Origin of the sequence: Rhodococcus sp. Leaf225, assembly GCF_001426145.1 — a bacterium.
Lineage (GTDB): Bacteria > Actinomycetota > Actinomycetes > Mycobacteriales > Mycobacteriaceae > Rhodococcoides.
This window is the reverse complement of record NZ_LMRN01000007.1, coordinates 337,529-360,959: the sequence shown is the minus strand read 5'-3', so window position 1 is coordinate 360,959 and position 23,431 is coordinate 337,529. Positions and strand designations below refer to the sequence as shown.

The 23,431-nt window shown below is 69.1% G+C and carries 25 protein-coding genes; 10 read left to right on the top strand and 15 right to left on the bottom strand.

All coding sequences use genetic code 11. From position 1 onward, the window contains the following. Positions 1-5: 5 nt before the first annotated feature. From ASG69_RS01840 to ASG69_RS22015, 3 genes are all read left to right on the top strand, one after another. On the top strand, positions 6-1,256 hold the full coding sequence (locus tag ASG69_RS01840) for a L,D-transpeptidase (protein ID WP_056447012.1): 1,251 nt from the start codon (positions 6-8) through the stop codon (positions 1,254-1,256). Positions 1,257-1,390: 134 nt separating this feature from the next. Then, complete coding sequence (locus tag ASG69_RS01835; protein WP_056447009.1) at positions 1,391-3,775, top strand: ATP-binding protein; 2,385 nt, start codon at positions 1,391-1,393, stop codon at positions 3,773-3,775. Between the two features lie 27 nt (positions 3,776-3,802). Then, the gene (locus tag ASG69_RS22015) at positions 3,803-4,336 is read left to right on the top strand and encodes a J-domain-containing protein (protein ID WP_027504133.1); all 534 of its coding nucleotides are present in this window, start codon (positions 3,803-3,805) and stop codon (positions 4,334-4,336) included. On the opposite strand, the gene ASG69_RS01830 is transcribed toward ASG69_RS22015, so the two are convergent. Genes ASG69_RS01830 through mrf form a run of 5 tightly spaced genes read right to left on the bottom strand, consistent with a single transcriptional unit; the run spans position 4,251 to position 7,659 of the window. Further along, complete coding sequence (locus tag ASG69_RS01830) at positions 4,251-5,426, bottom strand: cation:proton antiporter (RefSeq protein WP_027504134.1); 1,176 nt, start codon at positions 5,424-5,426, stop codon at positions 4,251-4,253. The two genes, ASG69_RS22015 and ASG69_RS01830, sit on opposite strands and share 86 nt — an antisense overlap. 3 nt (positions 5,427-5,429) lie before the next feature. Beyond that, on the bottom strand, positions 5,430-5,909 hold the full coding sequence (locus ASG69_RS01825) for a cation:proton antiporter regulatory subunit (protein ID WP_027504135.1): 480 nt from the start codon (positions 5,907-5,909) through the stop codon (positions 5,430-5,432). Between the two features lie 17 nt (positions 5,910-5,926). After that, positions 5,927-6,103, bottom strand: coding sequence for a 50S ribosomal protein L32 (gene rpmF, locus ASG69_RS01820; RefSeq protein ID WP_056447007.1), 177 nt, complete (start codon positions 6,101-6,103; stop codon positions 5,927-5,929). A 3-nt stretch (positions 6,104-6,106) separates the two neighbouring features. Beyond that, on the bottom strand, positions 6,107-6,364 hold the full coding sequence (locus ASG69_RS01815; RefSeq protein WP_027504137.1) for a type B 50S ribosomal protein L31: 258 nt from the start codon (positions 6,362-6,364) through the stop codon (positions 6,107-6,109). Continuing rightward, positions 6,361-7,659 carry a ribosome hibernation factor-recruiting GTPase MRF gene (mrf, locus tag ASG69_RS01810; RefSeq protein WP_056447005.1) on the bottom strand — a complete coding sequence of 433 codons (1,299 nt, stop codon included), beginning with the start codon at positions 7,657-7,659 and terminating at the stop codon, positions 6,361-6,363. The genes ASG69_RS01815 and mrf overlap by 4 nt, the downstream gene beginning before the upstream one ends. Before the next feature lie 148 nt (positions 7,660-7,807). Here mrf and rpmB point away from each other — a divergent pair, with 148 nt between their 5' ends. The 6 genes from rpmB to ASG69_RS01785 are packed head-to-tail and all read left to right on the top strand — an operon-like array spanning position 7,808 to position 10,261. Beyond that, the gene (rpmB, locus tag ASG69_RS01805; protein WP_027504139.1) at positions 7,808-8,044 is read left to right on the top strand and encodes a 50S ribosomal protein L28; all 237 of its coding nucleotides are present in this window, start codon (positions 7,808-7,810) and stop codon (positions 8,042-8,044) included. 1 nt (position 8,045) lies between these two features. After that, entirely contained in the window at positions 8,046-8,216 is a 171-nt protein-coding gene (rpmG, locus tag ASG69_RS01800; protein ID WP_027504140.1) for a 50S ribosomal protein L33, read from the top strand. Continuing rightward, a complete protein-coding gene (rpsN, locus tag ASG69_RS22010) occupies positions 8,216-8,521 on the top strand; it encodes a 30S ribosomal protein S14 (RefSeq protein WP_082544595.1) in 306 nt (101 codons plus the stop codon). Before rpmG ends, rpsN begins: the two co-directional genes overlap by 1 nt. 12 nt (positions 8,522-8,533) lie before the next feature. After that, positions 8,534-8,788, top strand: a complete 255-nt coding sequence (gene rpsR / locus ASG69_RS01795) for a 30S ribosomal protein S18 (protein ID WP_027504142.1) — start codon at positions 8,534-8,536, stop codon at positions 8,786-8,788. Positions 8,789-8,819: 31 nt separating this feature from the next. Further along, positions 8,820-9,746 (top strand): AEC family transporter, encoded by a 927-nt coding sequence (locus ASG69_RS01790; RefSeq protein ID WP_056447002.1) that lies wholly within the window; start codon positions 8,820-8,822, stop codon positions 9,744-9,746. A 53-nt stretch (positions 9,747-9,799) separates the two neighbouring features. Continuing rightward, a complete protein-coding gene (locus ASG69_RS01785) occupies positions 9,800-10,261 on the top strand; it encodes a hypothetical protein (RefSeq protein WP_027504144.1) in 462 nt (153 codons plus the stop codon). A gap of 6 nt (positions 10,262-10,267) precedes the next feature. Here the strand turns inward: ASG69_RS01785 and ASG69_RS01780 are convergent, their stop codons facing one another. From ASG69_RS01780 to ASG69_RS01770, 3 genes are read right to left on the bottom strand one after another with little or no spacing between them, the layout of a single operon-like run. Next, entirely contained in the window at positions 10,268-12,232 is a 1,965-nt protein-coding gene (locus tag ASG69_RS01780) for a vWA domain-containing protein (RefSeq protein ID WP_056446995.1), read from the bottom strand. Beyond that, the gene (locus ASG69_RS01775; RefSeq protein ID WP_056446992.1) at positions 12,232-13,635 is read right to left on the bottom strand and encodes a sigma 54-interacting transcriptional regulator; all 1,404 of its coding nucleotides are present in this window, start codon (positions 13,633-13,635) and stop codon (positions 12,232-12,234) included. The genes ASG69_RS01780 and ASG69_RS01775 overlap by 1 nt, the downstream gene beginning before the upstream one ends. A gap of 48 nt (positions 13,636-13,683) precedes the next feature. After that, on the bottom strand, positions 13,684-14,019 hold the full coding sequence (locus tag ASG69_RS01770; RefSeq protein WP_082544594.1) for a hypothetical protein: 336 nt from the start codon (positions 14,017-14,019) through the stop codon (positions 13,684-13,686). Between the two features lie 67 nt (positions 14,020-14,086). Here ASG69_RS01770 and ASG69_RS01765 point away from each other — a divergent pair, with 67 nt between their 5' ends. Beyond that, positions 14,087-14,578, top strand: a complete 492-nt coding sequence (locus tag ASG69_RS01765) for a glutathione peroxidase (protein WP_027504148.1) — start codon at positions 14,087-14,089, stop codon at positions 14,576-14,578. Between the two features lie 56 nt (positions 14,579-14,634). Here ASG69_RS01765 and purH read toward each other — a convergent pair whose 3' ends face one another. The 7 genes from purH to ASG69_RS01730 all read right to left on the bottom strand — a co-directional run. Further along, positions 14,635-16,236 (bottom strand): bifunctional phosphoribosylaminoimidazolecarboxamide formyltransferase/IMP cyclohydrolase, encoded by a 1,602-nt coding sequence (gene purH, locus ASG69_RS01760; protein ID WP_051612967.1) that lies wholly within the window; start codon positions 16,234-16,236, stop codon positions 14,635-14,637. Beyond that, a complete protein-coding gene (purN, locus tag ASG69_RS01755) occupies positions 16,205-16,849 on the bottom strand; it encodes a phosphoribosylglycinamide formyltransferase (protein WP_082544624.1) in 645 nt (214 codons plus the stop codon). The genes purH and purN overlap by 32 nt, the downstream gene beginning before the upstream one ends. Positions 16,850-16,955: 106 nt before the next feature. After that, complete coding sequence (locus ASG69_RS01750) at positions 16,956-18,404, bottom strand: cell division protein PerM (protein ID WP_056446989.1); 1,449 nt, start codon at positions 18,402-18,404, stop codon at positions 16,956-16,958. A 59-nt stretch (positions 18,405-18,463) separates the two neighbouring features. Then, on the bottom strand, positions 18,464-19,717 hold the full coding sequence (locus ASG69_RS01745; protein WP_056446986.1) for a DUF5336 domain-containing protein: 1,254 nt from the start codon (positions 19,715-19,717) through the stop codon (positions 18,464-18,466). A gap of 99 nt (positions 19,718-19,816) precedes the next feature. Then, on the bottom strand, positions 19,817-20,941 hold the full coding sequence (gene sfnG / locus ASG69_RS01740) for a dimethylsulfone monooxygenase SfnG (RefSeq protein WP_027504151.1): 1,125 nt from the start codon (positions 20,939-20,941) through the stop codon (positions 19,817-19,819). A gap of 38 nt (positions 20,942-20,979) precedes the next feature. Further along, positions 20,980-22,215 (bottom strand): acyl-CoA dehydrogenase family protein, encoded by a 1,236-nt coding sequence (locus ASG69_RS01735; RefSeq protein ID WP_056447522.1) that lies wholly within the window; start codon positions 22,213-22,215, stop codon positions 20,980-20,982. Positions 22,216-22,283: 68 nt separating this feature from the next. Beyond that, a partial coding sequence (locus ASG69_RS01730; RefSeq protein WP_082546980.1) for an HNH endonuclease signature motif containing protein occupies positions 22,284-23,431 on the bottom strand: 1,148 nt, incomplete at its 5' end.

The following is a 23,431-nucleotide window of genomic DNA, read 5'->3' as shown; positions in this document are numbered from 1 at the left end:
CCCGCATGTCGTCCCGTCCTGCCCTTCTCCGCACCGTTCTCCTGGCGTGCCTCGCGTTCGTGATGCTGCTGGCCTCGGCCTGCACCATCGGATCGAGTGACGGCGGCTCGGGAGGTGATTCCGGCGGCGCGCCGGAGACGACGCAGGCCGCACCCGCGCCGACCCTCACCCTCGACCCGCCGGACGGCGCGGCCGACGTCAACCCGCTCGCGCCGGTGAGCGTGACGGCGTCGAACGGCACCATCACCGCGGTGCGGATGACGAACGCGGACGGTGTCGTCGTCGACGGGGTCGTGACACCCGACGGATCCACCTGGAAGCCGGCCACCACGCTCGGCTACGGGAAGCAGTACTCACTGGAGATCGACACCGAGGCGACCGACGGCACCGCGCACGAGCAGACGAGCACGTTCACGACCGTGGAGCCGGACAACTACACGCTGCCGTCCTTCGTGACGTCGGGCGGCAACCTGCTCACGGACGGGGGCACCTTCGGCGTCGGCATCGTCGCGGTGGTGCACTTCGACGAGCCCATCGGTGACCGCGCCGCCGCCGAGCGCACGCTGTCCGTCCAGACCACGCCCACCGTGACCGGATCCTGGTACTGGGCCGACGACCAGAACGTCCACTGGCGGCCGGAGAATTACTACACGCCCGGAACCGCGGTGACCATCTCCGCGAAGGTGTACGGCGTCGAGGTCGGTGAGGGCCTCTTCGGACAGGAGGACGTCACCACGTCGTTCACCATCGGCGACTCGCACGTCTCCGTCGCCGACGACGACACCAAGCAGGTCGAGGTGTACGAGAACGGCACGCTCGTGCGCACCATGCCCACGTCGATGGGCATGGGAGGCAGCGAGACCGTCGGTGGCCAGACGTTGACGTTCTGGACTCAGCCCGGCGTGTACACCGTGCTGGACAAGGCGAACCCGGTGATCATGGACTCCTCGACGTACGGGCTGCCGGTGAACTCGCGCCTCGGGTACAAGGAGTCGATCAACTACGCGACGCGCATCAGCAACGACGGCATCTACCTGCACGAACTCGAGGACACCGTGTGGGCGCAGGGCAACACCAACGTCTCGCACGGCTGCCTCAACCTGAGCCGGGCCAACGCGTCCTGGTTCTACGACTTCTCGGTGCCCGGCGACGTCGTCGAGGTGCGCGACACCGGCGGTGCACCGCTGCAGCAGTGGCAGAACGGTGACTGGAGCGTCCCGTGGTCCGAGTGGCTCGCCGGGAGTGCGCTGGCCTGATCCGCTCGAAGTCGTCACCACCCCGCGCGCACCTTTACACTGTACGGAGACGCGAGGAAGGTTCATCAGGAATGCCGGGGACGACGACAGCACACAGCGCATGACGGGTGTGCTCGCATGATGCACGTGGTCGCGTGACGACCCGCGACGAGCTGTTCCCCGGCACGGACGCCACCTCGACCGCCCATCGCGAGTTCGACTGGTCGACGACGTCACTCGGACCGGTCGAGAACTGGCCGGACGCACTGGTGACCGCCATCCGCACGCTGTTCCCGTCCGAGGTGGGACAGCTCGTGTGGTGGGGCGAGGATCTGGTCCAGCTCTTCAACCACGCCTACACCCCGATGGCAGGCGACCTGTTTCCCGAGGCCGTGGGCCAGCGCGCCGCGGACTGCTGGCGCGTCGGCTGGGAGCAGCTCGGCCCGTTGGCGCACGACGCCCTGCGCGGCACCGCCGTCCATCGCACCCGTCAGCGCGTCCTGCTGGACCGTTTCGGCTACCTCGAGGAAACGTTCTTCACGTTCTCCTACAGCCCGATCCTCGGTTCCGGCGACACGGTGAACGGGGTCTTCGTCGCCACCACCGACGTGACCCAGCAGGTGCTGGCGGAGCGCCGCATGTCGGTGCTGCACGAGCTGGGCTCGATCTCCGTGGCCTCCCGCGACATCGACGACGTCTGCCGGGCGTCACTGGACCTGCTCGCCGGCAACGAGGCCGACGTGCCGTTCGCGTCCATCCACCTCCGCACCACCCACGACGCGGAACTCGGCGAGATCCGTCCCGTCGCCTCGACGTCCGCGACGCTCCCCGGTCGGCCGCACACCGCCACGACCGTCGATCGCGGCGTGATCGATCGCGTCAGCACGAGCGGTGTCGGCGAGATCGTGGGCACGACCGCCGTCGTGCTCCCCCTGCACGCGTCGTCGGGCCGACCCGTCGGCGTTCTCGTGGCCGGCATCAGCGCGTTGCGGCGCTTCGACGAGCCGTACCGCGTGTTCCTCGATCTGGTGGCCGGACGCATCTCGACGGCGCTGACGGATGCGTACTCGTATGCGGCAGAACGCCGCCGGGCTCGCGACCTGGAAGAGCTGGATGCTGCCAAGACCCGGTTCTTCGAGAACGTCAGCCACGAGTTCCGCACCCCGCTGACACTGCTCCTGGGTCCGTTGGGCGACGTGGTGGACGACCAGGAGAACCCACTGCCGCCGCACCGGGTGCGATCGCTGCAGACCGCGCGGCGCGCGGCACTGCGACTGCAGCGACTGGTGGACACCCTGCTCGACGTCGCCCGCGGCGATGCCGACGGATTCGTCGTGTCTCTCGAACCGACCGACATCGTCTCGCTCACCACGGACTGCGCCTCGATGTTCCGCGACGCGACGGCGCGGGCCGGCGTGGAACTGCACCTCGCACTCGACGGCGTCACCCACCGCTTCGCCGAGATGGACCGCACGATGTGGACTCACGTGGTGATGAACCTGGTGTCCAACGCGGTCAAGTTCACGACGGCGGGATCGGTGACCGTGAGCCTGCGAGACGACGCGGACACGGTGACGTTGACGGTCACGGACACGGGACCGGGTGTCCCCGAGGCCGACCGAGCGAAGATCTTCGACCGGTTCTATCAGGTCGCGGCCGCCGCCGGTCGCAGCCGCGAGGGGTCCGGCGTCGGACTCTCCCTGGTGCGCGACCTCGTGGCCGCCCTGCACGGCACCATCGACGTGAGCGACGGCCCGGACGGCACGGGATCCACGTTCACCGTGACGCTTCCCCGCACGGTGGCGTCCGCGCCGCCCGCCTCCGACGCCACCACACAGGAGGTCGCGGAAGCGTTGGGCGCCGGGTACATCGGTGAAGCCGACACCTGGCGACCGCTGGACGGCGTCCGGACCGATCCGACACCCGATCAGCGCCAGGTGGTGCTCGTCGAGGACAACGCCGACATGCGCGACTACCTCGTCGGACTGCTCCGCGAACAGAACTGGCACGTGACCATGTTCGCCGATGTCGACTCCGCGATGGCGCACGCCCGCGCCCACCCGCCGGACGTCATCCTCAGCGACATCATGCTGCCGGGACGCTCCGGTCTCTCGCTCGTCGACGAGGCGAGGTCCGACGGCCGGCTGGTGCGCGTCCCGATCGTGTTGCTCAGTGCACGTGCGGGATCCGAGTCGGTCGTCGAAGGCCTCCGCCTCGGTGCGGACGACTACGTGACCAAGCCGTTCCAGCCGGCGGAGCTCGTCGCACGTGTCCGGGTGCACCTCGAGCTCGCCCGGTTGCGGGAGCAGCTGCTCGGCAGCGCGCAACGCGAGGTGTCCTCGCTGCGCACGGCGCTCGACAGCCGCAGTGTCCTGAGTCAGGCAGTGGGCCTGCTGATGGTCACGCAGCGGATGTCGCCGGAGGCGGCCTTCGACCACATCGCGACGATGAGTCAGGCCGCCAACGTCAAGGCTCGGGTGATCGCGGAGCAACTGGTCCGCGACTTCGTGGAGGAGCTCGGGTCCGACCCCGTCGGATAGGCACAGCAGCGCAGGAGGTCTCGTCGCATGACGGAACGCAAGCCGTCGGACATCAGTGTCCAGACGTGGGTGGACCGGCAGATCGCGTCCGCTCAGGAGAACGGCGCCTTCGAGAACCTGCCGGGCCTCGGCAAGCCGATCCCGCCGTCGAGCACCGACGAGTTGTCCTGGGTGCGGGGGTATCTGAAGCGCGAGAACCTCTCGGGCGATGCTCTTCTGCCGACGCCGCTCCGCCTGCGCAAGGAGGTCGAGCGTCTCCCGGAGGCGCTGCGGGACGTACGGTCCGAGGACGCGGTCCGTGCGATCGTCAAGGATCTGAACGCGCGCATCATGGACTGGCTGCGGGCGCCCGTGGGACCTCAGGTACCCATCGGCCGCGTCGACGCCGACGAGGTGGTCGCGCAGTGGACCCGGGACCGGTCAGCGGCTCGGGCAGCGCTCGCGGCGAAGAAGGCATCGCTGCAACAGGCCGGTCTCATGACGTCGGACCCCGCGCCGCCAGCACGCGCAGCGTCACGGGCTCGACGACCCTGGCTGCGATGGGTCCGGCGACGGCCATGATCAGCACGTAGGCCGTGGCGAGTGCGGCCAGCTCGCTCTCCACGGCGCCGGCCGCGACGGCCAGACCCGCGATGACGATGGAGAACTCGCCGCGCGCGATCAGTGCTGCCCCGGCACGCATCCGGCCCAGCTGTCCCACGCCGATCTGCTTCGCGGCCCACGCGCCGGTGGCCACCTTGGTCACCGCGGTGATGACCGCGAGCAGCACCGCGTACCCGAGGACGGGCGGGATCGAGCGCGGGTCGGTGTTGAACCCGAACACGACGAAGAAGATGGCCGCGAACAGGTCACGCAAGGGCTCGAGCACCCGGGTGGCGGCCTGGGCGGTGGATCCCGAGATGGCGATCCCGAGCAGGAACGCCCCCACGGCCGCGGACACCTGCATCGCCGACGCGATTCCGGCCACCAGGAGGGCGAGCCCGAAGACTTTCAGCAGCACCACCTCTCGGTCCCGGCTGGCGACCACCTTCGACACCACCCACCCGTACCGCAGTGCGACGACCAGCACGACGGCGACGACCAACAGGGAGATCCCCACGGCCTCGGCGCCGCCGAGAATGCTGACGCCGCCGAGCACCGCGGTGAGGATCGGCAGATAGAGCGCCATCATGAGGTCCTCGAACACCAGGATGGACAGCACGACGGGCGTCTCGCGGTTGCCCAGTCGGCCCAGGTCACCGAGCACCTTGGCGACGATGCCGGACGACGAGATGTAGGTGACACCGCCGAGCACCAGGGCGCCGATCGGTCCCCAGCCGAGAATCAGCGCTGTCACCGCACCGGGCACGAAGTTCAGCACCAGGTCGACCAGGCCCGCGGTCCACGACCGTTGCAGCCCGGTGACCAGTTCGTTCGCGGTGTACTCGAGTCCGAGGAGCAGGAGCAGCAGCACCACGCCGATCTCGCTCGCGAGATGGGTGAAGTCGTCGATGCCGTCGAGCTCGACGATGCCGCCGTTGCCGAAGAACAACCCGGCGAGCAGATAGAACGGGATGGGGGACATGCCGATCCGCGAAGCGAGCCTGGCGAGCAACCCCAGCGCGAAGAAGACAGCGCCCAGCTCGGTCAGTCCGAGCGCAGTCTCTCCCACCCGTCAGCTACCGAGGATCTTCGCTGCGTGATCGAGACCGTCGCTCGTTCCGACGACGACGAGCAGGTCGCCCGAGACGAGGGTGAAGTTCGGCGGCGGCGACGGCTGGACCTGCCCCGCCCGCATGACCGCCACGATGGACACCCCGGTCTTGGTCCGCATGGCGGTGTCGCCGAGAAGTCGGCCGTCGAAGCGGGATCCCTCGTGGATCGGCAACTGCCGGGTCCGGATACCGGGGAGGTCGCGGTGCTCCTCCCCCAGCTGCGCGACGAGTTGCGGCGTGCCCAGCAGGTTGCCGAGCGCCGCCGCCTCCTCGTTCGTCAGCGTGATTGACGCCTGCGTCGAGTCCGGGTCCTCCTTCTTCGACACGATCAGCTCGTTCGTGCCGTCCTTGCGCGTGATGACCCCGATGCGTCGCCCCGTGGACAGCGCGAAATCCTTGCGTACCCCGATGCCGGGAAGCAGGGTGACGTCGACGTTCATGCGGCGATGCTAGCCCCTCAGGTCAGTCGTGACGGGTCCAACAGTCCCGTCTGCACCGCCTTCACCAGCCGACGCGGCACCCGGTGCGTCACGCCGCCGACGGTGACGGACACCAGATCCGGCGGCGTCGCCTTCCACTGCGAGCGTCGACTGCGCGTGTTCGAGCGGGACATCTTCCTCTTGGGAACAGCCACGGGTCAGGCCTTTCTCGTGCGGGTGCCGTAGCGACGCTCGAACTTCTCGACGCGTCCCTGCGTGTCCATCACCCGCGCCGCGCCGGTCCAGAACGGGTGCGACTCGTTGGTGACGTCGACGACCACCAGCGGATATGTGCGACCGTCCGAGTACTCGACGGTGCGATCGCTGGTGACGGTCGACCTCGTCAGGAACATCGATCCCGTCCCGGAGTCCTGGAATACGACCGGATGGTAGTCCGGATGTACGTTCTTCTTCACTGTGCAGCCCTTCTGTCGTCGTCCGCCCCGACGGCGGAACTGTCTGTCTCGCAGGGATCTTCGTGGTACTGCCCGAAAGGGTCGGCCCACTCGGCCCAGAGCTCGGGAGTCTCGAGCTCGTCCGGCGTGAGCAGCGCGTCGGACAGCGCCGCGTACACGTGCTCGGGATCTGCCTCGTGCACCAGCACCACCAGCGACTGCGCGCGGTCCCCGTACTCCTCGTCCCATGCGAGTGCGGCGAGAGCGCGGCGGGCGGTGGGCGCCTCCTCGTAGTCGTCCGGTGCCATGGCCGCGAGCCACGAGCCCGCGGAGGCAACCCGGAGCCCACCGCCGGCGGACTCGAGCCACAGCACGGCGTCGGGTTGCGTGGCCACCCACAGCCGACCGCGGGTGGCGACGACACCGTCGAGGAGAACATCGATCGCGTCGTGCAGCCGGCCCGGGTGGAACGGCCGTCGGTCCGTGAACTCGACCAGGGTGACGCCGCACTCCGCCGACAGCGGCGGCTGCCCGTCGAGCAGTGGCGCGTGGGCGTCGTCGACGAGTCCTCGCCGCGCCGTCGCCGGAACGCGGGCCAGCAGGTCTCGCGGACGTTCGCCCGGCAGGATCCAGACCCGCGGCGCGCGTGGTGCGAGCCGCGCCAGTACCGCGTCTAGGCGCGCGGCGTCCCACCGATCGACTCCGGTGTCCGCGACGACCAGCAGATCGGACCCTCGAACGGTGCCGACGGCGACCTGCGCGACGGTGCGGTCGTCGAGAAGATCCACGACCTGACCGCCGTCGGGCCCGGGCGGGAACGCCCGTTCGCCGACGAGCTCGTCGCCGGTGGCGTCGGACAACCAGGTCGCGCCGTCGACGCAGCCGACGACCGCCTCGATGCGCACGTCTCGCGACGCCGTGGCGTCCACCCGGCCGACCATGCCGGTGACGACGGTGTTCTCGATCGCCCAGCAGATCGCCTCGACCTCCAGCGAGGGATCGACCCGGACGACGATGCGTCGCACGGACGAGTCCGCGGAGACCGATCGCAGCAGGGGGAGCAGATCCTCCCGCAGCAGGCAGGAGACGCAGCACCCGAGACCCGCCAGGTCGACGACCCGGGTGGTCGGCGTGGCGTCGTCGTCCACCCGGACCGTCCGCCGCCGCACGACACCGACGGTGGCGTCGGAGAGGTCGTGGTGCAGGACGATCGTGCCCGGCTCCTGGAACGTCGCGCTCACCGCGGCGCCGAGATCCTCCGGCCCGCACACCACGACCAGGGGCGTTCTCCTGTCGGGCGCCTCGAGGTTCTCCATCGGCACTGCACGTCCTTTCGGTTCTTCGAGTTGTCGACAACGATTGTCAGTTACCGGCGTCCGAGCGTACAGTTCCGATACAGCGCTTGTCGACAACTGTTGTCGATAAAGTCACCGGTCACCAGTCGACAGAGAGGAAGGGTTCGCGATGTCCGCGCACTGCGACGTCACAGGACGGGTCCCGAGCTTCGGGAAGTCCGTCTCGCACTCCCACCACCGCACGAGTCGGAGGTGGAACCCCAACGTGCAGCACAAGACCTACTTCGTACCGAGCCTCGGCCGACGAGTGCGGCTGACGGTCTCGGCGAAGGGGATCAAGACCATCGACCGCGACGGCATCGACTCCGTCGTCACGCGGCTCGTCGCGGCCGGAAAGAAGTTCTGACATGGCGAGCAAGAGCACCGACGTCCGGCCGATCGTGAAACTGACGTCGACCGCCGGCACCGGCCACACGTACGTCACCCGGAAGAACCGGCGCAACGATCCCGACCGACTGGTCCTGCGCAAGTACGACCCCGTCGTGCGTCGACACGTCGATTTCCGGGAGGAACGCTGATGGCCAAGAAGTCGAAGATCGCCCGCAACACCCGGCGGGCCGAGATCGTCGCCCGCCACGCGGCACGTCGCCACGAGCTGAAAGAGCTGATCCGGAGGCCCTCGACGAGCGACGAGGACCGGTTCGCGGCGCAGCGGGCTCTCCAGCGTCTACCGCGCGATGCGAGTCCGGTAAGATTGCGCAATCGAGACGCTGCGGACGGTCGCCCGCGCGGGTACCTCCGAAAATTCGGACTCTCCCGCATCGGCGTTCGAGAGAGAGCACATCGCGGGGAACTTCCCGGCGTCCACAAGAGCAGTTGGTGAGATGGAGAACTCATGGCAGTGAAGAGGGGCCCGTCCAAGAAGGATCGGGTCGAGAAGGATCGCAAGCCCAAGAAGAACCCGCTCATCGCGGCGGGCATCACCGAGGTCGACTACAAGGACGTGAACCTGCTGCGTCAGTTCATCTCCGATCGCGGCAAGATCCGTAGCCGCCGTGTCACCGGGCTGACCCCCCAGCAGCAGCGTCAGGTCGCCACCGCCGTGCGCAACGCACGCGAGATGGCGCTCCTTCCGTTCACCACCCGCTGAGTGTCGACCGGTAGGGGCTGACAGGCCCCCCGTGTCAGGAGTTCTCGCCGGATTCACCGTCATCTTCGTGGTCGTCTTCATCGGCTACGTCGTCGCCCGTACGGGCGTACTCGGTGAGTCCGGCGGACTCGTTCTGGGGCGGATGGTGTTCTTCGTCGCCACTCCGGCGCTGCTGTTCGACACCCTCGCCCGCGCCGACCTGTCGGTGATCTTCTCCCCCACACTCGCCATCACGGCCGTGGGGGCTCTGCTGGTCGGAGCCCTGTATCTGGTGATCGCCCTGACGATCACGAAGCGCACGGTCCCCGAGGCCACCATCGGGGCACTCGCCGCGTCCTACGTCAACGCGGCCAACCTCGGCATCCCCATCGCCGTGTACGTCCTGGGCGACGCCTCGTTCGTCGCGCCGCTGCTGCTCTTCCAGATCATGATCTACTCGCCGCTGGCCCTGACGATCCTGGACGTCTCGACGTCGTCGCGCGGCACCTCGCTGGTCGGTGTCGTGGCAGCCCCGTTCACCAACCCGATCGTCCTCGCCGGCCTCGCCGGACTGGCGCTCGCCGTGACGGGTCTGAGCCTGCCGGACCCCGTGATGCAGCCGTTCGCACTGCTCGGCGGCGCCAGCGTTCCCGGCGCCCTTCTCGCCTTCGGCATGTCGTTGCAGGGCGTACGCGTGCTCGAGCGGGGAGCCGGACCGCGCCGCGACGTCGCGCTGGCGACCTTTCTCAAGATGGCCGTGCTGCCCGTCCTCACCTACGTCCTGGCGCGGTGGGTGTGGCGCATCGACGGCCACGACCTCTTCGCCGTGGTGGTCATCGCAGCGCTTCCCACCGCGCAGAACGTGTTCATCTACGCCACCCGCTACGGCCGCGGAACCGTGCTGGCACGCGACACCGCGTTCGTCACGACGCTGGTGTCCGTTCCCGTCATCGCCCTCGTCGCCGCGCTGCTCGCGTGACCGTGGGAGCGAGCTCGGCCGGGCCCGCGCGCGGCCGCGCTACCGTGGAGGTCATGAGGTCGTTCGCCCTGGGGCTGCTGTTGTGTGTCGCACTCGGCGGATGCGGCTCCTCCGACCCCGGCGACGCCGGCGACCTCGAGACCGGCGCGGCGTCCCCCACCGACCTCGTGCCCGTCCCCGGCTCACCGCCGGTTCCCCACGAGGTGGCCGCGGACCAGGTGGGCACCGAGTTCACACCCGGCGCGTCGCTGGTGATGGCGCAGTCCACGCCGTTCGAGGCGTGGACCGCGCTGCCGGGCAACCGGATCGCGGTGCACTTCGTCACCGGCACTCCCGAATGCTACGGCGCCGACGCGACCGTGGAGGAGACCGAGGAGACGGTGGTGGTCACCGTCCGGACCGGCACCCTCGAATCCGCGAAGGACAAGTCCTGCATCATGATCGCCGTGTACGGGACCATGGAGCTGCAGCTCGCGGCCCCGGTGGGCACCCGCACGGTGCTCAACGGGACCTGAGCCGGCTCAGCGCTTCCTGCGGGCGCTCAGATAGTCGCTCACCACCGCGGCACCGAGTCCGTCCAGATCGGGTGCGACGACCCGCCCGCCCACGCGCTGGGCCATCCGGTCCACGACGCGGGCCAGACCGGGATCGTCTCCCAGCCGGAAGATCGTCACCTGCGCACCGATCTTCGCCAGGGTGTCGAGCTCCCTGACCGTCAACCCGAGGGTCCGCGGATGCGGCGGATAATCGAAGAAGGCGTGGCCGTCCGGTTCGAGATGGGCGGTCGGCTCGCCGTCCGTGACGATGAGCACCACGGGTTGGGCGTTGGGATTGCGCCGCAGGTGCGCCGTGGCCAGCATCAGCGCGTGGTGCAGGTTGGTGCCCTGGTCCCACGCGCCGTCGAGCCCCGCCAGTTCCGACGGTGTGAGCGTCTGCGCGTGTCGTCCGAAACCGATCATCGTCAGATCGTCGCCGCGGAACCGCGTGCTGACGAGGTGATTCAACGCCAGCGCCGTCCGCTTCATCGGAACCCAGCGACCCTCCATCACCATGGAGAACGACGTGTCCACCAGCAGGGCCACCACGGCCTGTGACCGTAGCTCGGTCTCGCTGATCTCGACGTCGGTGACGGCCAGACGCACTCCGGTCTCGCCGTCTCCGCGAGGTTCCGTCGCGGTGCGCAGGACGGCGTTGGTCACCGTCCGGACGACGTCCCACGGCTCGGTGTCGCCGAACTCCCAGGCGCGCGACGCACCGGTGGGCTCGCCCATCGCGCCCGCTCGGCGGGTGTCACGCTCACCGCGGCGCGATGCCATGCCGCCCGCGACGTCCTTCAGAGCCGATTGCCCCAACTGCCGCATGGCCTTCGGGGACAGGCGCCACTGTCCGTCGGCCCCCTTGTCGAGGAAACCCTCCTGCTGCAACGCCTTCTCCAGGTCCGCCAACGTCCGCGCGTCCGCGGCCGCCTCCGGACCCAGTTGGCGCAGCAACGCATCGGCGTCGATGTCGTCGAGCGCCGCACCGTTGTACTGCTGCGAGAGCTGGTCCCCCAGCTCCTCGAGTTCGGCGATGTCCTGCAGCACACCGGTCCCGTCGCCGAGTCCCATGCCCTCCTGACCGCGGAACTTCTGGGCGGAGTCCCAGTCCTCCCCCGGCCGGGCCGACTGCAGATTCGCGTCGAGTCGCGACAGCTGGTCCATCAGGTCCTGGCTGCCGAAGGCCTGCTGCGCCAACGCGTCCAGCTCGGCACGCTGCTCCGCGGAGAGCGAGTTCCGCAGCCTCTGCGCTGCCGCGGACCGCTCCGCGAGAGCATCGATCAGGTCGTCGATGGTCTCGGGATTCTCGGGGAAGAACTCACCGTGATCGCGCATGAACTTCTCGAACTGCTCGTCGGTGTTCTCCCCGCGCGCATGGGCGTCGAGCATGTCGTTGAGATCGGACAGCATCTCGGCGACCCGAGCACGGTCCTCCTCGGTGGCCCCCTCGAGTGCCTGCTTCATGCCCTTGAATCGTTGATCGAGCACCTCGCGGCCGAGCAGATCCTTGATCTTCTCGTAGTTCTCCCGCGCCTCGCTGCTGCGCCAGTCGTAGTCGGCGAGCTCCTGCACGGCCTGCGCCGTCGACGGAGGCAGTTCGGCGATCTGCATCTCCTGGAAGCGGGCGTCGTCGTCCAGCGCACGGGCCAGGGTCTTGCGCTCCTCGAGGACCGCCTCGTCCAACAGCTCGCGCACCTCCTGCAGGGTGCCGTCGAGGTTCTTGTTCTTCAGCAGTTCCCGCCGACGACGGTTCGCCCGCGCGGCGAGATCGTCCAGGCCGCGCATGTTCTTCGTCCCGCGACGCAACATCTCCTGCATCGCGCGGCGCGGCGACGCACCTTCGAGAACGTCCTGACCGATCGCGTCGAGCGCCTCCCGCAGATCGACGGGTGGCGCCAGCGGATCCGGACCGTCGACGTACGGCCCGTACCGGGAGTTGTGGCCCGCCATCAGCTGTACACCGTCTGCCCGTCGTCGCCGGTGTCCTTGCCGATGCGACGTGCGAGGTAGAGACCCTCGAGCGCGAGCTCGACAGCCGCGGCGCGCTCACCGTCGGAGGTCGCGCCCAGACGCTCGGCGATCTCGTCGATGACAGGAAGATCCGGCAACTCGTTCAGGAGCACCTTCGCGGTGACTCGATCACCGGTGATCACGGGCTCACCCTGCTCGACGGCCGTGACGAGAGGGCCCAGGTCGATACCGCCGAGCGAGTCCCGTGCGGTGTCGGCTGTGGCCCGCCGCAGCAGGTGGTTCAGAACCTCGATCTCCCGTCCCTCCTCGCCCGACTCGAACTCCACCTTGCCCCGCAGGACGTCGACGATCGTCTGGGTGTCGACGGGTCGAGCCACCGGATCGGACTCGCCCAGCACGGCGGCACGGTGCACGGCGGCCGCGCCGACGGTCTCGGCGGCGGCGACGGCGAACCGAGCCGAGACGCCGGAACGCTGGTCGACCGACGGCGATTCACGCAGCAGCCGGGTGAACCGCGCCAGCACCTCGAGCACGTGCGGCGGCACGACTGCGGTGAGGTCGGCCTCCTGCTCGATGACCGCGATCTCGTCGGTCAGCAGGATCGGATAGTGGGTGCGGATCTCGGCGCCGAACCGGTCCTTCAGCGGAGTGATGATCCGACCGCGGTTGGTGTAGTCCTCCGGGTTCGCACTCGCGACGAGGAGCACGTCGAGGGGCAACCGCACCGTGTAGCCACGGATCTGGATGTCGCGCTCCTCCATCACGTTGAGCAACGACACCTGGATGCGCTCGGCGAGGTCGGGCAGCTCGTTGATCGCCACGATTCCGCGGTGGGTACGCGGCACGAGGCCGAAGTGGATTGTCTCCGGATCGCCCAGGCTGCGGCCCTCGGCGACCTTCACGGGGTCGACGTCGCCGACGAGGTCGGCCACCGACGTGTCCGGGGTCGCCAGCTTCTCCGAGTACCGCTCGGAGCGATGGCGCCAGGACACCGGCAGATCGTCGCCGAGTTCGGCTGCCCGGCGGATCGAGGCGGGGGTGATGGGGTCGTAGGGATGCTCACCGAGCTCGGAGCCGTCGATGACGGGCGTCCACTCGTCGAGCAGCGTGGCGAGGGTTCGGAGCAGGCGGGTCTTGCCCTGCCCGCGCTCGCCGAGGAGAACGACGTCGTGCTGGGCGAGGAGTGCGCGTTCGATCTGCGGAAGGACGGTGCTCTCGAATCCGAGAATGCCGGGCCATGCGTCGCGGCCCTCGCGCAGGGCGTCGAGCAGGTTGTCGCGGAGTTCGTTCTTGACTGTCTTCTGGACGTGTCCCGACGCGCGGAGTTCACCGAGGGTGGTCGCGCGCGGGTGTGGATCTCGACTACTGGGAGACTGGGTCACCCTTCCAACGTACGAGCGTCGAGCCGTTTCGGCACGTGCACAGCTCGATCAGTGCCCCGACGGGTCCGTCAGGTCCTTGCCCTCGGCGTTCTTGACGCGCTTGCGTTCGAGCAGGATCAACGTCAGACCGGCGGCCCAGAGGATCACGGTGGCCGGGAACAGGATCATCACCCACCCCTCGAAACCGCCTCCTGCGGCAGTGAGCCCGAGACCCATGGCCCCGAGGCCCAGTGCGATGAGGAAGTAGCCGGGCCAGTTCCGGGCATCGGCGATGGCCTCGCCGGCGTGTGCGCGGAAGGTCCGCTCGTCGTCGCGAGGCTCGCGCTCCGAGCTGCCCTCCTTCATTCCGCCGTCCGGGTCGCCGTCACGGTGGTCCTGAGTCATGGCCCGCGTCTACCCTCGCCGAGAACAGACCAAACACGATGTGGCCTCCTGCCGGTAGCGTCGAGCGGTGACCGAGACCAGTGCATACGACTTCACCGCCACGACCATCGACGGCGAGCCCGTCGACCTCGCCGCCTACAAGGGCAAGCCGCTCCTCATCGTCAACACCGCTTCGCAGTGCGGATTCACGCCGCAGTACGAGGGCCTCGAGGTGCTGAACAAGACGTACGGGCCGCAGGGGCTGGTGGTTCTCGGCTTCCCGTGCGATCAGTTCGGGCACCAGGAGCCCGGCGACGCCGACGAGATCAAGAACTTCTGCTCGCTGCGGTACGACGTCACGTTCCCGATGCACGAGAAGATCGAGGTGAACGGCGACGGCGCGCACCCGCTCTACAAGTGGCTGCGCGACCAGAAGTCGGGCGTGCTGGGCAGCCGGATCAAGTGGAACTTCACCAAGTTCCTCATCGACGCCGACGGCAAGGTGGTCGACCGTTTCGGGCCGACCACCAAGCCGGAGAAGCTCGCGAAGCCGATCGAGAAGGTCCTCGCGAAGAACTGAGCCAGGGGGGTCGAAGTTCGGGGGGTCGAAGTTCGGGGGGTCGAGGTTGGGAGAGGTCAGTGTGCGAAGTGGCGTGACCCGGTCAGGTACATGGTCACGCCCGCCTCGCGCGCTGCCTCCACGACCTCGGTGTCGCGGATCGATCCGCCGGGCTGCACCACCGCCGCCACCCCCGCTGCGGCGAGGATCTGGAAGCCGTCGGGGAACGGGAAGAAGGCGTCCGACGCGGCCACGGCGCCCGTGGTGCGGTCGCCGGCGCGGCGCACGGCCAGTTCGGCGGAATCGACCCGATTGACCTGTCCCATGCCCACTCCCACGGACGCACCGTCCGCGGCGATGAGGATGGCGTTGGACTTGACGGCGCGGCACGCCTTCCAGGCGAACTCGAGGTCGGCCAGCACTGCCTCGTCGGCGGGCTCGCCCACGGCCAGGGTCCACCCCGACGGATCGTCGCCCGCGGCGTCGAGACGGTCACGGTCCTGCAGCAGCAGGCCGCCCGAGATCTGCTTGATCTCCGGCACCGCCGTCGGCGGCTCGCACACGAGGACGCGGATGTTCTTCTTGCGCTGCAGCACTCCCAGCGCGCCGTCGGCGTAGGACGGGGCGATGATGACCTCGGTGAAGATCTCGGCGACCTGCTCGGCCATCTCGACGGTGATCTCGCGGTTGGACGCGATGACGCCGCCGTACGCGCTCACCGGATCGCAGGCGTGCGCCTTGCGATGCGCCTCGGCGATGGAGCCGGACGCCGACACCGCGATGCCACACGGGTTGGCGTGCTTGATGATCGCCACGCACGGGAGATCGTGGTCGAACGCGGCACGCCAGGCGGCGTCACCGTCGGTGTAGTTGTTGTACGACATCTCCTTGCCGTGCACCTGCTCCGCCTGCGCGATGCCGGCGGGAGCGGACGGGTCGACGTACAGAGCGCCGGCCTGGTGCGGATTCTCGCCGTAGCGCAGAACCGAGGCGCGCTCGTAGGTCGCGCCCATCCATGCCGGGAAGTGCTCGGACTCGTCGGAACCGCCGGCGACGAGGACGTCGGTCATCCAGGACGCCACCGCGACGTCGTATGCTGCGGTGTGCTGGAACGCCGTGGCGGCCAGCGCGATTCGCTGCTCGAGCGTGAAGCCGCCACCCTGCACCGCGGTCAGCACGTCGGCGTAGCGAGCGGGATCCACCACGACCGCCACCGACGGATGGTTCTTCGCCGCGGCGCGGACCATGGACGGGCCACCGATGTCGATCTGCTCCACGCACTCGTCCGGACTCGCACCGGACGCCACCGTCTCGGTGAACGGGTAGAGGTTGACGATGACGAGCTCGAACGGAGCGACGCCCAACTCGTCGAGCTGCGCGAGGTGTTCCGGCTTGCGCGTGTCCGCCAGGACGCCGGCGTGCACGCGCGGATGCAGCGTCTTCACGCGGCCGTCCAGGGTCTCGGGGAAGCCGGTGAGGTCTTCGACCCGAGTCACCGGTACGCCCGCCGCGGCGATGCGCCCGGCGGTCGATCCGGTGGACACGATCTCCACCCCGGCGGCGTGAAGGCCCACGGCCAGCTCGTCCAGACCGGTCTTGTCGTAGACGCTGACGAGTGCGCGCGAGACGGCGCGCGTGTTCTCTGGGTTAGTCACTGGGGATCTGGGCCTTTCGTCCATCGGTGATGACTCCGCGTGTGGCGACGGCGGCGACCACGTCGATCAGCAGCCGTCGTTCGACGATCTTGATGCGCTCGTGCAGCGACTCCTCGGTGTCGCCGTCGAGCACCGGAACAGCTTCCTGCGCCACGATGGGCCCGGTGTCCACACCGTCGTCCACAAGGTGGACGGTGGACCCGCTGACCTTCACACCGTGGGCGAGGGCGTCGGCCACCGCGTGCGCGCCCGGGAACGACGGCAGCAGTGCGGGGTGGGTGTTGACGATGCGGCCACCGAAGCGTGCGAGGAACACCGGCCCGAGGATCCGCATGAATCCCGCACTCACGACGAGATCCGGTGACCAGGAGTCCACGACCTCGGTGAGGGCGGCATCCCACTCCGCACGCGAACCGTGGTCCGACACGGCCACTCGCCGGGACGGCAGCCCTGCGCCCTCGGCGCCGCACGGGCGATCCACCACCACGGCGACGACCTCGGCCGGGAACTCGGGAGCGGACGCGGCCTCGACCAACGATCCGAGCAGTGATCCGACCCCCGAGGCGAGGACGACGACGCGGGCCGGGAGGTCCCGCCCGGGTGTCGAACGCGGGGCAGACAGCGTGCTTCTCCTCAGCTGCTCGGGCGGGTCAGGTGCTCTGTCGGCGTGGGATCACGCCGACAGGAAGCCTAGACGGCCGCCGTTCGCCTCCTCGATCGGCCTCACTCGGGGAGGACGCGCGTCAGGGAGCGGTGTCGGTGCCGCCGGGCTTCTCGGGCTCGGCCGACTCGTCCGGCAGGTCGACGATCTCGGCGTCGACGACGTCCGCCTCCACGGCATCGTCTTCGGTCTCGACGGTGTCGGTGTCGGTGGTCTCGGCTTCGGTCTCGGCTTCCACGATGTCCGTGTCCGTCGGCGCGGCGTCCGGGGCTGCGGGGAGGGCGGCCGGCTCACCGAGCATCGATGTGCCCGCGGAGTCGTCGGATTCACTCTCCTCGGCTTCGTTGTCCTCGTGCCATCCGTGGATGTCGTGGCGCCGCATCGACCAGGCGGTGACGGCCGCGGTGAGCGCGCCCACCACGAGGCACCACGCGAAGGTGGTGACGCCGAGGAGCGGCGCGTCGACACCGAGATGGCCGAACGTTCCCACCGAGCCACCGGCGACGACGCCGATCAGGACGGCCGCCACGCTCACGCAGACCGCGGCGGCGGCGGCACTGCGCACCGCGTCCGCCAGGGACGTCGTCGCACGAGCACACGCACGCCCGAGCACCACGGCGGCGAGTGCGGGGACGACGAGCATGACCGGCCACCACACCTGGGCCGACGATTCGGGCATGACTGCCAGCACCGGGACGGCAGGAAGCTGACCGCCGGTCGTCTCGGTGACGGAGACCATCGCCGCGCCCACGTGGGCGGACGACCCGGTGACGACCGACGACGCCGCCACCACGATGTTGGGCAGATACAGCACCGAGGTCGCGGTCAGACCCAGCGCTCCGCCGATCCCGCCGCCGGACTCGAGCAGCGTGCCGAGCGTGGAGAAGGACAGCACGAGAGAGGTGGCGACGACGACGGCGCCACCGGCGAGCAGCACCGCGCCGGCACGCGCCGCCGGAGCGAAGGACGCTGCGAGCCACGGCGGCAGGACCACCGTGCGCATGAGTGCGGGCCAGGTACCGCGGATGCAGCCGATCGCCGCACCGATGCCGTGCACGAGGATGACCCACCCGAAGGTGGCGAGTGCGTTGGGCGTGCTCAGGGCGATGACGGTGGACGCGTCGTGAATCATCGCGAGCATCACCGCCGCCATCGCGAGCGGACCCGCGATCGCCGCGCCGACGACCCATCCGATGTCGCGACGGGTGGAGGCGTCGGTCAGTGGCCGCGCGACCGCCGACGACACCGCGTGCACCAGCACGAGAGTGGGCAGCAGCGGAAGGATCGACAACGTCGCACCGGCGATGCCCAGCGGCACCTGATGCACGGCCAGCCACGTGGCGGCCAACGCGCCGAACGTCCCCGTCAGGTCGCTGTTCGCGGAGACGAGCGTCACCAGCACCACGGCCGTGACGACGGCCAGGAGTAGCCCGACGGGCCGGAACGCCACGGTGAGCAGCATTCGAGCCTCGTCGGGACTCGGACCGAAACGGCCCCGCGTGTGCGGTTCGCGATCGAGTAGTGAGGTCATCACCGATCAGGTTCTCACCGTCGGCGCGGTGGAGAACCTAGGCGCGCCGACGACGTGGTTCAGCGGCGGTCGTCCGACCGATCGCCGAAGTCGAGTGCGCGGGTGGCTTCCGGTGCCTGCTGCTCGGGCGCCTGCTGCTCGGGTGCCTGTTGCTCGGGTGCCTGTTGCTCGGGTGCGTGCCCCTCCGTGCTCGGCTGCTGCGCGGACGACTGCTCACCGGTGGGAGGTGTCGCGGACTCCGCCGATGCGGCGTGCGCGGGGGCGGTGTCCGCGGCGATCTGGCCGACCGGCTGCCCGTAGCGCTCGGTCGGGGCGCTGTAGGGCGATCCGTAGCCCTGCGGCTGGCCGTACCCCTGCTGACCGTAGGCGCCGGGCTGCGCCTGACCCTGCTGGCCGTATCCCTGCGGCTGCCCGTAGGCACCCGGCTGGCCGTAACCCTGGGGCTGCCCGTAACCCTGCGGCTGCCCGTATCCCTGCGGCTGCCCGTAGGTACCCGGCTGCCCGTACCCCTGGGGCTGGCCGTAACCCTGCGGCTGGCCATAGCTCTGCGGCTGCCCGTAACCCTGCTGGCCATAGGCGCCCTGCTGGCCGTATGCCTGTTGGCCGTATGCCTGCTGCCCGTAGTTCTGCTGGCCGGGACCCTGCTGTCCCGGGCCACCCGGCTGGCCGAACTGCTGCTGCTTCGGACGCGGCGCCGGAACCGTCACGACTCCCGAGTCGACGAGAAGCGCACCGACGGCCGCGGCCACCTGCACGATGGCCAGGATCAGCACCAGGATCGACCCGATGCCGATACCGACGCGGACGGTCTCACCGAAGGCGGTGAACGCCGCCCCGCGGTTCACCAGCTGGAAGATCAGCGTGAGCAACGCGGTGACGGACAGCGCCGCGACCAGTCCCCGCGACGTCGTCTGCCGCGGCAGGAGGCCCGCGGCCGTGACGAGCGCAGCGAGGAGGAGCAGCGCCACGGACGTCGGGTCGCCCAGCTCGCGTTCGAAGAAGTTGGAGGACTCACCGCCGAGCGCGAACTGCGCGGACAGACCGAGCAGGAACGCGAGGACACCGGTGCCGATGACGACGTACGACGCGATACGGGCGACCTGCGTCGTGCGCGCCGCGATCTGCTCGGTCGTGTTGTCGTCGGCGCCGGCCGCGTCCGCGTCGACGGACGGGGTCGCAGCGCCGTCAGTGCGGTCGATCGACGCTGAACGGTCGTCGACCTGCCCGGTCTCCGTGGACGGGTCTCCGAAGGTGGTCGTCCGCGGGTCCGTCCGGCCGTGGTCGTGGTCGGGTCCCCCTGGTGAGAAGGTCATCTCGATTCCTCTTCCTCGGTGCTGGTCGTCGGTCGGCCGCCGACTGCGGCGGCCGCGCCGCTCACCAACACTACGGACCCGCGGTGAGTGACTCCTCGCTCAGGCGACGCCGACGGGTTCGCGGTCACTCGCCCGCGCGGCCTCGATCTCCCGCACCAACGGCAGAATCTTCGCTCCGAAGTACTCGATCTCCTCCTGGAAGTGCAGGAAACCGCCGAGGATGAGGTCCACGCCGCGGTCGCGGTAGTCGACGATGCGCGTCGCCACCTGTTCGGGCGTACCGATCAGCTGGGTCTTGAAGCCGTCGTTGTACTGCACGAGGTCCTCGAAGCTCGAGTCGGCCCACATGCCCTTCTTGTCCGACGTCGAACTGCCGGCCTGCTGCACGGCACCGCGGAACCCCTCGACTGCTGGCTTGTTCGCCTTCTCGATGATCTCGCGGAGGGTGTCCCTCGCCTCCTTCTCGGTGTCGCGGGCGATGATGAAGCCGTTGAGACCGAACTTCACTTCACGCTGATGGGCCTGTGCGACGCGCCGCACGTCGTCGATCTGCTCGGTGATGCCGTCGAAGTCCTTGCCGTTGGAGAAGTACCAGTCGGAGTACCGACCTGCGTTCTCCCGTGCCGCCGACGAATTACCACCCTGGAACAGTTCGGGATTGGGACGCGCGGGCGTGTTGAGCGGTTTCGGCTTGAGCGTGAAGTCGTGGATGCGGTAGAAGTCGCCGCGGAAATCGACGTCGTCCTCGGTCCAGATCTTGCGCAGCACCTGCAGGAATTCGGCGCTGCGTCGGTAACGCTCGTCGTGTTCGAGCCAGGGCTCACCGAGATGCGTGAACTCGTCTTTGAACCATCCACTCACCACATTGACGGCGAAGCGTCCGTTGGACAGATGGTCTGCTGTCGCACCGAGTTTCGCGAGCACGGCCGGTTGCCAGAGCCCGGGATGCACGGCGGCGATGACCTTGAGGCGCTCGGTCGCGAGGAGCAGTCCCAGACTGAAACTCGTGGACTCGTGTTGAAACTCGGCTCCGTAGCTGGCCTCGTACCGGACCTGGCTCAGCGCGTACTCGAACCCGTTGTTCTCCGCCGTCTGCGCGAGCTTCTTGTTGTACTCGAACTCCCAGCTGGTGCGTTGCTCGATGTCGCTGGTGACGAGGCCACCACTGACGTTGGGCACCCAGTAGGCGAACTTCACTTCGTCGGCGATCTTCTCTGTACTCATGCAGTCCTCGGTTCGATAATAGTGCGCGACATATGATTTCAGGAGTACCAGGTGGGCTGGGGCAACTCGCCGGTGAGCACGTGGCGGCCGACCTCGCGGCGCTTGTAGGCCACCGGATCGTGCAACGTGTGCGTGCGCACGTTGCGCCAGAAACGGTCGAAACCGTGACTCGACGCGGTGGCGCGGGCGCCGAGCCCCTCGAAGATGCCCGACGTGATCTCCAGGGCGACCTCCGTGGCGCGTGCCTTCGCCGCGGCGACGCGCACCTCGTGCTCGCCGCGCTCGTGCTCGGTGACAGTCCAGGCGTTCTCGTGGATCCGCTGCTGCTCCGCGGCCACGGCGTCCGCGAGAGCCTCTGCGGCCCAGAGCTTCGCGGTCAGGTCTCCGTACAGGTCGATGATGTAGGGCTCGTCGAGCGCGTTGTCCACGGTGCTGTGCAGCCACGCTCGCGTGGTGGTGCGCGTGTAGTCGGCAGCGGTCTCGAGGGCTCCGCGTGCGATGCCGAGGTAGAAGTTGACGAACACCAGCTGGATGATCGGGACGTTGAGGGTGTTGTAGACCCGCGGCTCGAACGCCTTGTTCGCGAATCCGGCGGCCGAGCTCCAGTCGGTGCGGACGTGATCGATGGTGACACTGCCACTCTCGGTGCGACGCTGACCGATGTTGTCCCAGTCGTCGTGGAATGTCAGGCCCTCGGAGTTCGACGGAACGATGGCGAAGACGTGGGTGTCGGTACCGGCGAGCACCCCCTCGAGCACGGTCACGTCGGAGACACGACTGCCCGTGGAGAACGTCTTGGCACCGTTGTAGACGATCGTGTCGCCCTCGTCGGTGATCTCGACGTCGTTGTCGCGCGGGTTGACCGCGCCGCCGAAGAACCAGGTGTTCTCGGTGGCGGCTTGTTCGACGGCAGCGATCTGCTCCTTCGTCCCGACCAGACGTGCCGCCCAGAACCACAGCAGGTGGTAGCCGAGCAGCTGTCCGATCGACCCGTCGGCGGCGGCCACGGCGCGGATCACCTGGTAGGCGGTCTCCCAGGTCTGCCCGCCACCACCGAACTCGGTCGGCCCGAGGATCGTGACCAGACCGGACTCCTTCAACAACGTCACCTCCTCGTGCGGCGCCTCGGTGGCGCGATCACGGGCGACGGCGTCGACGGCGAGGATCGCGGCCACCTCGTGGGCACGGTCGATCCATTCCGCGGACGTCGTGGGAGCGGTGGTCCAGCGCGGTTCGGTGGCGGCGCCGGCGGGGCGGGTGTCGGTGATCGTCATGCCCGGAAGTACATCGCCCGGGTCGATGCGGAACCACCGTTGCGCTCTGGGTGATTCGAACGGTTCGCTCACTCGCCGGGTGCGGTGAGGTAGTCGGTGCCGTGCGAGTCGCGGACATGGACGATCCCGTCCCGGAGCATGCGGTGGTGCCACTGCCGCCGGGTCTTCAGGCCGTGGTGCCGACGGCACAGCGGCGCGAGGTTGCCGGTGACGGTCCAGCCGCCTCTCTCCGGGTCGGTGTGGTCGAACGGGACGACGTGGTCGAGGTCGCAGTCCTCTTTGGGTACCGCGCATGCCGGGTGGACGCACGTCGGATACAGCGCTGTCACCAGCGCCGCGACCGCCTCGGACGGCCGGTAGGTCAACGCCCCGGCCGGGGGCACGGCGAAGCCCCCATGTCCGTCGGGGTTGGCGACGGCACGGTCCACCGCCGATGGTGGGAGCGTGCGAAGATAGTCGACCTGCTCCCTGGCTTTGCGGGCTGTCGTGCTGCCCAGTTTCCCGGTGGTCGGTGTCCAGCCTGCGGGCATGCGGGGGGTGCGGCGGACTTCCCGCCCGGCGGCGGGCACCGGCGGGCCCGGTGGTTCGGAGTCGGTCCGTGGGTCGTGTTGTGGGCATCGGCAGCTGCACCCCGCCCGCGGTTCAGTTCCGCGGGCTGCGGTGATGAGTGCCTGCCACGTCGCATCCCCGGCGATCCTCCGTGCCACGTCCGCAGGAACCGGACCCCAGCCGACGAGGTGACCGGGTTCCCCTGCCAACCCCGCCGCCGTGGCGGCGTCGAGGACGATGACGGCATGATGGGCCGGTGCGGGCGGCGACGGCGCGTGGGCGCAACTCTCGTCAACGCAGTCGCACGGCAGAGGTGTGCCGGTGATGATCGCGTGCGCAGCGTCGAACAACCGCGCCGGCAGCGAACTCGGATCGGTCACCCCTCGGGCCGCCTCGACGATGGCCCGCTTCATCCCGGCGATCTGCTCTGCGGGGCCACGAACTTTCAGCTCGGCTTGACCTCGCGGCAGTTTCCTGACCGAGACGTACCGTTCCGTCGTCGCGCGCTCCCGAGCGATGCGGTGCCATTCCGCGTCGAACTCCGCGAGAATCCGATCGACCGCCGCTGCCACCGCACCCGGAGTGCACCGCGACGCGGCAGCGATCACCCGCTGCAGCAGTGCCTCGGTGGCGTTCGGAACCCCGGCCACCGACCTGCACACCGTCC